The sequence below is a fragment of the Streptomyces sp. NEAU-W12 genome, assembly GCF_026242095.1.
Classification (GTDB): Bacteria; Actinomycetota; Actinomycetes; order Streptomycetales; family Streptomycetaceae; genus Streptomyces.
On sequence record NZ_JAPJDM010000023.1, the window covers coordinates 123,364 to 134,197 of the forward strand.

The 10,834-nt window shown below is 71.5% G+C and carries 3 protein-coding genes; 2 read left to right on the forward strand and 1 reads right to left on the reverse strand.

Annotated elements, in window-relative coordinates; translation table 11 throughout:
* Positions 1-600: 600 nt before the first annotated feature.
* Positions 601-5,835 carry a sacsin N-terminal ATP-binding-like domain-containing protein gene (locus tag ORI94_RS26760; RefSeq protein ID WP_266080184.1) on the reverse strand — a complete coding sequence of 1,745 codons (5,235 nt, stop codon included), beginning with the start codon at positions 5,833-5,835 and terminating at the stop codon, positions 601-603.
* 604 nt (positions 5,836-6,439) lie between these two features.
* On the opposite strand from ORI94_RS26760, the gene ORI94_RS26770 reads away from it, so the two are divergent.
* Together ORI94_RS26770 and ORI94_RS26775 are read left to right on the forward strand one after the other, a co-directional pair.
* The gene (locus tag ORI94_RS26770; RefSeq protein WP_266080186.1) at positions 6,440-6,865 is read left to right on the forward strand and encodes an effector-associated constant component EACC1; all 426 of its coding nucleotides are present in this window, start codon (positions 6,440-6,442) and stop codon (positions 6,863-6,865) included.
* Positions 6,866-6,871: 6 nt separating this feature from the next.
* A complete protein-coding gene (locus ORI94_RS26775; protein ID WP_266080188.1) occupies positions 6,872-10,762 on the forward strand; it encodes a caspase, EACC1-associated type in 3,891 nt (1,296 codons plus the stop codon).
* Positions 10,763-10,834: the final 72 nt, after the last annotated feature.

Consider the following 10,834-nt stretch of genomic DNA (forward strand, 5'->3'; position numbering starts at 1 on the left):
GGTAGCCGCGCAGGGACATGCCTTCGGAGGAAGCTATCCGGGCGGGCCTGTCGCGGGCGTCGGCCGGGATACGGACATGGGCGTCGGACATGGAGACCTCCTCGTCGGAACCCCACCAGGATACGGGTACGGGTACGTACCCGCCCAGTTCACCCGGGGGATGTGAGCGCACACTCGGCCCAGACCGCCAGCGGCTGCGCCGCGTGGTCGACCGGTGCATCCCCCTCGACCGTATCCGCGCCGTGGTTCCCGGACGGCGTGCCTCCCGAATCAACTCGGCCGCGAACCTGACCTTCGGGGCATACGGGCACCTGCTCAAGGACCCCGACAACTGGGCTGCCCTGGGCTGAGCCATCGACCAGGAGCACTTCCTGACCGCCCTCGAGGAGTGCCGCCGGTTCCGCAACAGCCTGATGCACTTCAGCCCGGACCCGGTCACCGACGGCCGGCTGTTGCCGGCGCAAGGGCTGCTCGAACTGCCGCGCTCCATGGATCCGCAGAACTGAGGGCCGGGACCGGAGGTGGAGGCGATGCCTCCACCTCACGGCGCGGCGACCCGTCGTCGGCCGACCGGACCCCTCGCCGGTACGGGCCTGCGCGCTACCCCCTCCCCAAGGGCGAACACTGATAGCGCAGCCCCCGGCTGACCATCCTGAAGCGGTCGCGCCCCTGGGTCGAGAACGGGTTCGGCAGGTCGAACACGCGACGTTCTTCCGGGACGAGGGCCGAGGTGATCAGCAGGATACGGTAGCGGTTGCCCCGGGCGTGGCGGCGGGCCGCGTCCACCTCGGACTGTCCGAGCTCGAACTCCACCCGCTCGGCGCACGGTTCGCTCAGCGCCTTCACCTCGTAGAGCCGGCTGGTGTCACGCCATGCCACCTCGAAGTCGTACCCCAGGCTGTCGGACGCCTCGCTGTCGCCGTTGACGACGGCCGCGTAGCCCGAGGTCCACCGCACGTCGGGGTAGTGGCGCTGGAGCCAGGCACGCGCGGCCACCTCTCCGACGAGGCCGACGGCGGACCGCTGGTCCTCGTTGGCCTGGTTCATCTTCGCGACGACGATGCGCGGCTTGGCGCCGCCGGCACCTCCGTGCCGTGGCCGGGGCACACCTGCCACGGTGTCCAGGCGCACCCTGCCCGACTGGGTGAGGAAGGCCTCGTCGATGGTCTTCGAGGCGATGTCCGCGATGGTGGAGAACTGGTCGCGCCCGACCCTGACCTCGGCCTCTCCGATGGTGATGGTGCGCGGAGCGACATCGACGGGGCCGCCGGAGCCCTGGGACCGCGCCGCCGTCTGTGCGAAGTCCCTGTCGATGAGGCCCAGTGCCGTTGCATCCGCGGCATGCGGCATCCCGGCGGGCCACCCCACAGCGCGTACCACCGCGTCGAGCAGTTGTTCCCGGCTCAACGGCAGCAAGTCGCTCAGCCCGGTTCCGTCGACGTGGCTCTTGCACTCCAGCAGTGCCGCCCCGTGCCACCCCGCGGGCACCTGAACGCCGTGACGGCGGCACCAGGCGGTCACCAGGGGGACCAGCGCCGGCACGAGCGCGTCCAGCGTGGCGGCGTTGCGTGCACGGAGCCGGTCGACGGGCTCGAGCTCGGTGGACCGCTCGAGGTCGTCCTCGGCTCCGTGCGCACGCAGCCACTCCCGCACCCTGCCGCGCATCGCCTCCTCGGGCGGGGTGATGAACCGGGGCAGCCAGTCCGGGTCCGGTTGCAGGTCGTGGAAACCGCGGGCGGCGGCGTAGCCGGTGATGTCCTCGCCCTGCTGCGCGGCGACGGCGTACCGCTCGCGCAGCCGGTCGAGGAGGATCCCGGAGCGGACGCGCACGAAGTCCCCGAAAACCTGTTCATGGCGCTCGGGGTAGTACTCAGGGGGGTGGCCGAGAGAGACCAGCGCGGCGTTGAACCGCTGGAAGTCGAGCCTCAGTTCGTCCCGGAGCTCCGCCGGCCTCGTGCAGGAGCGTGCCAGGGACACCAGGGCCGCCGACGACAGCGGCAGACCGGGTGCGATCCGGTCGATGATCTCGACGAGTTCACGCTCGCCGGCCGCACGACCGAGGAGGTGGGCGGCCTCCTCGGTCCAGGTGCCGGCGGCGAGACACGTCAGCACCGGGCGGAGCAGTCTCACCGTGTCCTGCACGTCGCCGGTGAGATTACGCCGGAATTCGGTGACCTTGGCCTCGGTCGTGTCCAGCGCCGCCGCGAGGACGGTGTCGTCGATGAGCGTGGGACTGCTGCCGTCGAAGTTCCGCTCGAGTTTGACCAGGACCAGTTCCAGCGCGTCCTGCAGCCACGGCCTGCCCAGCAGTTGCGCGACGGCGGGTGTCGCCGCCTGCAGTTCGTCCCAGCCCTCGTCGCACCTCCAGACGACCACCGTGGGGTGCTCGTCATCCGGCAGCGGCAGCGCGCGCGTCGTCGACGGTGATTCCGTCGGCGTCCCCGAGACGGCGATCTCCACGTCGTCGGCGTGCACGAAGCGGAGGGTGCGCAGTCGTTCGAGCGCGGCACGGACACTGCGCTCGCTGGGGCGCACGAACGCCCCGGACTTGAGTTCCATGGTGAGAGCGACCACGGTGACCAGCCACTCCCGTCCCCTGGTGAACACCGCCGTCTGCCCCGAGGGCATGATGGGAGCACCGTCGCGATGACGTACCTGCACATGGGTGACCGACGTGCGCTCCGTCTTCAGTCCGTTCACCTCGGCAAGACGGACGACGGTGTCACCGGCCTCCGCCGGAGCGACGAGAACGGGATGGCCCGCCAGCTCGATGAGTGCTTCCTTCAGAGGATCGGCCTCGTCGCAGACGGCGACCGGTGTTTCGTCGGCCGACGGTGCGAAGGCACCGAGCACGTTGGTGCGGCTGACCACGAGACGGACCTCCTCATCCGGTGCCCAGGGCCACCGGCCCGTCCGCGCGATGTGCGACCACGCCCGCTCGTAGTGCCGTTTGAAGGAGACGCTGAGGTGCTCGGGCACATTGCCCTTCTCGAGCACGTTGCCGAGCTGCTTCACCGCCGCCCCGGCGTGCTGCGGATCGTCCCACTTGCGGAGACCGATTCGGACCATCCGCTCGACGACGGTCCTGTCGGTGAGCAGGCGCCGCGTCGACAAGGGCAACGCGGGGACGAAGGAGGGGAGTTCACCGTCGGTGCTGAACCAGGCCCGACGGGGCTCGACGAAGGAGGGGCCGTCCGGTTCCTCCACGGGCAGCCAGGTCAGGCTTCGGAGGTAGGAGGCGAGAGGAGTGGGCCAGGTATGTGCGTCCTTGAAGGTGTACGTGGGCCTGTGCACGGCGACGGTGAGAACCTCCTCACCCCAGGTACGCAGTCCGTGCATCAGCAGCTCGGCGAACTCGCGCCGGGCGGCGGAGCCTAGCCCGGCGACCTCGGTCGCTCCCTCCAGGTGGGCGGGCGGGCGCGTGAACTCGTACGGCGTGTACGGGTGCGCGAATCTGGTCCATCCGCGCCTGACGTCGGCACACCAGGAACCGGCGAGCGCGTCTTCCAGCCCGAAGCCCGCGGCGAGGCTCGAGGGCCGCAGCTCGTGCCCCTGACGGGCCCCGAGACGCTCGCCGACGACTCCCGGCCTCAGGCCGTCACACACGCCGAGGGCCTCCAGGAACTCGGTGTAGGCCGTCCGGTCCCGAACGGGAGCGGGCCAGTCCTCGGGGCCGCTGATCCACTGATCCCGCTGAGCGGCCAGGGCGGGGATCCGGGCTCCTCCCTCAGCGAGGAACCTCTCCAGCCGTTGCGCTCCCTCGGTGCCCCAGGCGGGCGAGAAGGAGCAGCGCGCGGCCCTCCCCCACCGGCCGGTTTCGGTCAGCGGCAGCCGGAAGGGGATACGGGCCAGCCGTCGGCGCTGGGCCTGGGTGAGCAGCGGGTACTGACGGAAGGTGAAGGTGAGGGCGTCGCGGCTGAGCGCCTCCGAGGGCCGTTCGGAGAGCAGGTCGTCCAGCGCGTCGAAGACGCGGTCCAGTTGATAGGGACGCACCAGTCCGTGACGTTCGAGGAATCCCCGCCCGGCATCGTCCCAGGCGATCGCCGGGTGGGTGAAGGAGATACGGCGCCGGAGCGCCTTGAGGTCACCAGGGACCCGGGTGGCGGCGGCGTCGTCCGCGATGTCGTCGGGGTCCGGGTGGAAGAAGACGGTCGCGTCCTGCCTGCCGGACTCGGCGGAACCGCCGAGGGTGCTCCTCAGCCGCATGTCCTGGTCGAGAATGATGCGTCGGCCCCGCAGCACGCCCTGGTCCCGGGCGAACGCATGGGACAGGTCGCTGTAGAAGTCCGCCCACACCTGTCCCGCCGGTTCCGTACCGCCGAGCAGTGACCGGGCCACGGTTTCGGTCCACTCGGCGGCCAGGAGCGCCGGCGGACGGAAGGGCCTGGAGAGGACTGCTTTGCACAGCTTGTCCAGACGTGTGTGGCGGACAGGGCCGACGGACGGGGTCAGCAGGTCGGCTCCGGCCTTCGTGAGTGCCTCGGTGGTGAGGACGCTCCAGGAGCGCTTGCCGTCGGGCCATCCGTGGGAATCCTGTAGCGAACCCCACGCCTCCCGGCCGTGCAGGGGCACGATCGGTTCGGCGGCGAGCCTCCCGCTCAGGGCTGCGTCCAGCCGGTCGGGCACGTCCCAGCACATGAGGTCGAGGACGAGGTCCGCGGCGACGAGGTGCGGGGTCTCCGAGCGAATGCGCCTGCTCAGCTCCACCGTCAGTACGGCGAGCTGGTCGAGGAGGAAGGCGTTCAGCGCCACCGTCTCACTGATGTCGAGGCGCGCCAGTTTGGTGAAGAACGGGGCGTGGGCGTGGCCGGGGAACGGGGCGTGAACGCCTGCGGCCATCGGCAGGAAGGTGTACGTACGGCCATGGGCGAGCGGTGCGTCGAGCCGCAGTGCGACTGCCACCCAGGCCTCGGCGTCCCAGTTCTCCCAGGCGGCGTCGATCTCGCGCGCCTGGACGCTGCGGCTGATCGCTCCGCTCAGGGCCTCGGACTCGAGTGTGCGGCGTGCGAGCAGGTAACGACCCGCTCCGGCAAGATCCACCTCCCGTACCCAGTCAGGGTCGCGTGCGGCGACCAGGTCGGATGCGCGCTCGACGCGCGAGAGGACGTGCCGGAAGGAGGCATCGGAGCCGTCCCGCACCTCGACGAGGAGTTCGGCCACCCGGTCGAGGAAGAGCAGGAGCGGCGCCTCGCCGTCCACCATGCCCTCGGCCTGTGCCACGGCGAGCCTCCAGGCATGCTGGTCGCGCAGCGGCAACCGGATGACGGTGGAGTACCCGTCTTCGGCCAGTTCTTTGAGCACGGGATCGGTGACGTCGGCCGGTACCGGCAGCGCCAGCGGGGAGATGTCCTCGATCACCCGCGTCGCGAGTGCCGGGTCGTCGACCAGGGTGCGCACGTCCTCGGGCCTGGCGAAGCGGAAGCAGTAGCCGTCGAAGGCCGAAGAAGCGGGTGACGACTTCGAGTGGATCTCCGGCCAGTCCGTCAGCTGCAGCACGCTGCGGAAACCGAGGCCCTTGTTGCCGATCCCCTCGCCCGCGGCCTTGCTCGACAGGGCCAGCTCGGTGATGGCCCGGAAGTTCTCCTCTGCGAACGCCGCCCCCTCGTTGGCGACGTAGAGGACGCCGCCGTTCTCCTGGGAGACCGCCAGGACGGCGATCCTTCCCGGGGTGGCGCCGCCGAGTGCGTCGTGGCCGTTCTGGACGAGCTCGAGGATCGTGCGGCCCTCGTATTCCTGGGCGGTGTCCTCGCTGACGGACTTCAGGCTTTCGGCGAACCGCCATGTCTCGCCGGCGTCCCTGTAGATCTCGATCCGCCGCCGGGTCAGGGCGGTCACGGCCGCCCGGAATCCGTTGCCCTCTGCGGCATCCCACATCGATGTGATGGCTGTTCCCCCTCGTTCCCGCACACCCGAGCATCCACACGCCACCAAGGGCCGGGCTCGGCGGTGCCATCCAACCCGATCGAAGGGCACGAATTCAGGTGTATCCCCATATACGTAGCCGTGGGGCCAGACAAACCTCGCCGCTCTCACTCGGGATCAGCGTGTCGCCTTGTCCAGGGTTCCACTCGGGCGAGTCACCGACCTCATACGAAGAAGCGCGACTCCCTCGGGACGCTGCTTTTGCGACAACCCACTGTCCTCTCGGACGACTCGCGTCCCAGGAGCCGCCCGGCGACGAGGAGTCGGGGCGAGGCCTGCTCATCGTGGCCTGCCTGGCGTCGCGTTGGCCGGTCACGCCACGCGTCAGCGGCCCCGGCAAGACCGTACGGGCGGAACTGCGGCTGCTCGGGGAGACACCCGTGCCGCCCCCGGTCAGCCACTTTCCCGCCAACGCCTGACGGGTTTTCGGAAACGCGGGCGCTCGGTGCCGGAGCCGCCGACTAACGTCAGCCGCTCACGCCTCCGCCAGAAGCACGGCACATCGAGAGGAAGCCCTGTGACCACCACGCCCGAGGACCGGACCGGGTACCGGATCTCCATCGTCGACGAGGACCCACTGCGTGCACGCAGGGAAGCGCGTGAGCTGCTCGCCGGCATCGCCGACGCCGACCCGGGGGCCGCCCTGGACATCTCTCGGCAGGGCCCGGCAGCCGGTGTGACGGAGAAGGGCGGGCTGTCGGCCGACATCATCGGCGTGGTGATCAGCGCCGGTTCGCTGGCCGCCGCCGGGGTGCAGATCTGGCTGGCGCGCGTGCCGCAACGGACGATCGTCATCAGGCGGCCCGACGGCGCGACCCTGCGGATCACCGGCAAGGAGGCCCGCGAGGACGACGAGCGGATCGAGCGGTTCCTCGCGGGCGGCGGTGGGACACCTCGCCCCACGGGCGACGAAGGCCCCGGCGACACCCCCGCGACGGGCTGAGCGCGCATGACCGACAACGACCGGTTCGCCATGCTCGTCGGCGTGTCCACGTACGGCAGCGACGCGTACCACGATCTGCCGCCCGTGCGCGCCGACCTGCACTACATGCGGGCGGTGCTGGAGAACACCGAGATCGGCATGTACAACGACTGCGCGGTGGTCGCCGAGCCGACCCGCGCGGAGATGCTGCACGCGATCGAGACGTTCCTGGAGGCGCGGCAGCCCAGCGAGACCGCCCTGCTGTACTTCAGCGGGCACGGCGAGTTCTGCGAGGACGACGGTCAGCTGTACTTCCTGACCCGGGACGCCGACCCGGACGATCTGCCGGGGACGGCGGTCCCGGCGGAGTTCCTGGAGCGGATGCTCCAGTCCTGCCGTGCCTCCTCGAAGCTGGTGCTGCTGGACTGCTGCTCCAGCGGCTCCGTCGTGCAGGGCTGGACCGCAAAGGGCCCCGCGGGGGAACCCGCGCGGCCCGCGCCGAGCACCCTGCTGCAGCCGACCGGCGTGTACTTCATCACCGCCTCCGACGCCCTCCAGGCCGCTTCCGCGATGGCGCCGCCCGGATCGGACCTCGGCACGTCCCGGTTCACCGGGGAGATCGTCGAAGGGCTGCGCAGCGGGCGGATCAAGGGCGGCGGCTGGATCACGCCGGACGACCTCTTCGACTACCTGACCGCGCAGATGGCGCGTAACGGCGTACCGGAGGAGCAGCGCCCCACCAAGTCCACCATCAGGGCCACGCGAAGCCTGCCCTTCGCCCGGTCGGTGGCGCGTCCGGTACACATCCCGGCACTGCCGCGCGACGCGGCCGAGACCGCCCGGCGCTCCCCCGCTCTGCTGAAGGCCCGGGAACTGGCGGCGCTGGACGCGCGGGACGGCGTCGACCGGCAGCGGCTGCTGCGGTACTACGCGCACTGCCTCACCGCGCAGGTGGCGGCCGGCATGCGGCCCGACCGTGACAGCGGGCGCGGTGCGAAGTACTTCCTGCTGGGCCAGGGCGAGGAGACCATCCAGTCGGGGCGGGGCTCGACCTTTCCCGCCCCCGGGAAGCTGCCCGGGCCCCAGGGCGGGGCCGCCGGTGCGGGCGGCGGTGACGCGGGAGCACAACAGGAGTACTGGTACGGCTATCCGGCGATCACACTGCCCGTGCGGGACGGCGGGAGCCGAGGGCGCCGTACGGCGGTGGAGCTGGCGCCGCTGCTCATCCAGCAGATGGAACTCTCGCCGGACGAGGAGGGCCGGGACGTCCTCCGGCCCAGCGGTGTGCCGTCCCTGCACACCGGTGTCGTCTCGGAACTGCTGGACGCGGGCGACGCGGCCGACCTCGTCGCGCGCTGGCAGCCGACGTGGCAGGAGGGCAACGACGCACAGATGCTGCGCGCTGTACGGGAGCTGCTGGAGGAACTGGGGCTGCCGGAGCTGGAACCGCTCGACCCGTCCGCGCTCAGCGAGCGGACGGTGATGCAGGCGCTGCGGCCCGGCGCGCACAACGCGGCCGTGCTGCTGGTGCCCTCGGGCGTGGAGGCCATCGCCACCCAGGCCCTGGTGAGCAACCTGCTGGAGATGTCGACACGGACCGGGCAGATCCCCGGCACAGCGCTGGACGCGCTGCTGAGCGGCGGAGAGGGCGGGGGGCGGGCCGCGTCCGCCGCCGTAGTGGCTCCGGGGCCGTGCAACGAAAGCCAGGAGCAGGTGATCTCCTCGGCGATGACGCGGTCCCTGACCGTGGCGACCGGGCCGCCGGGTACGGGCAAGAGCGAGGTCGTCACGGCCGTCGTCGCCACCTGTGTCGCCGCCGGGCAGTCCGTGCTGGTCGCCTCCACGAACAACGAGGCCGTGAACGTCGTCGCCGAACGCTGCGACGACATCGCGCCGGGCCTGCTGATGCGCACGGGCAACACCGAGGCGCTGGAGCGGGAGGCGGCGAAGCTGGAGCGGCTGCTCGGTGAGCCCGCCCAGGTCCCGCGGCGCGGATCGGCGACCGTGGGCGGGGAATTACGCAACACCCATGGGACGGCCGACCGGCTGCGGGCGGAGGCGGCAGGCCGCGTCGGTGAGGAGAGGCGGCTGCTGGAACTGCTCCGGGACCGGGAGGAGCGGGCGGCCGCGCTGGAGCTGCCGCTGCCCCTCCTGGAAAGCATCTGGGCGGCCGACGAGGACGGTGCGGCCGCGCTGGGGAGATGGGAGGACAGGGCCCGGAAGGTGGCCCGGGCCCACTGGTGGCTGCTCGGTCCGTGGCGCCGGGGGCGGGCGCTCGGCGCGCTGGTCTCGGCGGTGGCCGACGCCCCGGAGGGGGACCGGACGTCGTGGCCGGCGTGGGGGGCCGGGCAGCCGGTGGCTCCCGGTCTGCTGGAGTCACTGGCGGACGCGGTGGCCGTGGAACGGGAGGTGCGGGAGCTCGTCCCCCGGCACACGGGGTGGGACGAGGACGGGCTGAAGCAGTCACGGCTCGCGACGGCGGACGCACTGTCCGACCTGTCGGCGGAGCTGTCCCGGGCGGTGTCCGCCGAGGCGCTGACGAGGGCACGCGGGCTCATGGGCCAGCGGCTCCAGGCACTGCGGGGACGCTCGGGCTACCAGCGCAGCCAGAAGAACCTGATGGCCCACATCAAGGGGTGGGCCATCAGCACCCACTCGGTGCGCCGGCTGGAACTCGCCCCGAAGCTGTTCGACCTCGTCGTCATCGACGAGGCGAGCCAGTGTTCCATCCCCTCGGTGCTGCCGCTGCTCTTCCGGGCCCGCCGGGCGCTGATCATCGGCGACCCCATGCAGCTGGGGCACATCCCCGGTGTGTCACCCCAGCAGGAACAGCAGGCGCGGGTCAGGGCCGGGCTGAGCGCGGCACAGCTGGAGGACCACCGGCTCACGTACCACGTGCACTCCTCGTACCACGCGGCCGAGCAGCACGGCGACTCCGCGCTACTCCTCGACGAGCACTACCGGTGCCACCCGAGAATCGCCGATGTCGTCAACGGCTACTGCTACGCCGGCCAGTTGCAGGTGCTCACCGACGTACGGCGGCAGGTCCCGGCCCTCGACCCGGTGGGCGCTGCCGATCCCGCGCCGGTGCTGGGCTGGGTCGACGTACCGCACGGCGAGTCGGCGCGGGGCGGCGACGGGCGGTCCTGGCACAACGCGGCGGAGGCGGAGGCCGTACGACGGGTCGTGGACGAACTGCTGACGCGGCTGCCTCAGGACACCAAGGTCGGGGTGATCACGCCGTTCCGGGCGCAGAAGGAGGCACTGGCGCGGGTGTGGCGCGACAACGACCGGGTCCGGGTGGGCACGGTGCACGCCTTCCAGGGCGGGCAGCGCGACGTGATGGTGCTGAGCCCGGTCGCCACGCACAACACCCCGCCACGGACCACACACTGGGTCGCGAGCCAGGTCAACCTGTGGAACGTGGCGGTCACCCGGGCCAGGTCGCAGCTGATCACCGTGGGCGGTCACGCGTTCTGGCAGGGGCAGAGCGGTCTGCCGACCCTGCTCGCGGGTCGCTCGGTGCCGTTGGGTGCGGACGCGGACGCGGACGGCGGGCCGGTGGTGACGGCCGCCCCGGTGGCCGGGTTCCGTGAGGATCTCACCGACCGGCTCCAGCAGTACCTCGCCGGGCGCGGGATCACCGACCTGGAACGGGCCTCGGTGGTCGGCGGACACCCGGTGGACCTGCTGTTCACCGAGGCCGGGGAGAACACGGCGGTACTGATCGACCCCGGCCCGCCGCCCGGTGGTGACCCGGCACGGCACCTGCGCCTGACGCACGCGCGGGGTGACCTGCTGACCGGGCTGCCGTCCGGGGGTTACGGGGCGAAGACGTGCCCGGTGGGCCGCACCATGCGGGTTCCGGCGTGGCGGATCCTGGCGGGCGAGAAGGTGCTGGCCCCGCTCTTCGACTGAGCCCGGCCGTACCCCGGCCGATTCAGCCGCTGGGCAGGCACCTGACGGCGTACGTCATGTGCTGGACACCGC

Bases quoted from the DNA above. Each gene is read 5' to 3' on its own strand.
- ORI94_RS26775 (WP_266080188.1), top strand. From the start codon at position 6,872: ATGACCGACAACGACCGGTTCGCCATGCTCGTCGGCGTGTCCACGTAC.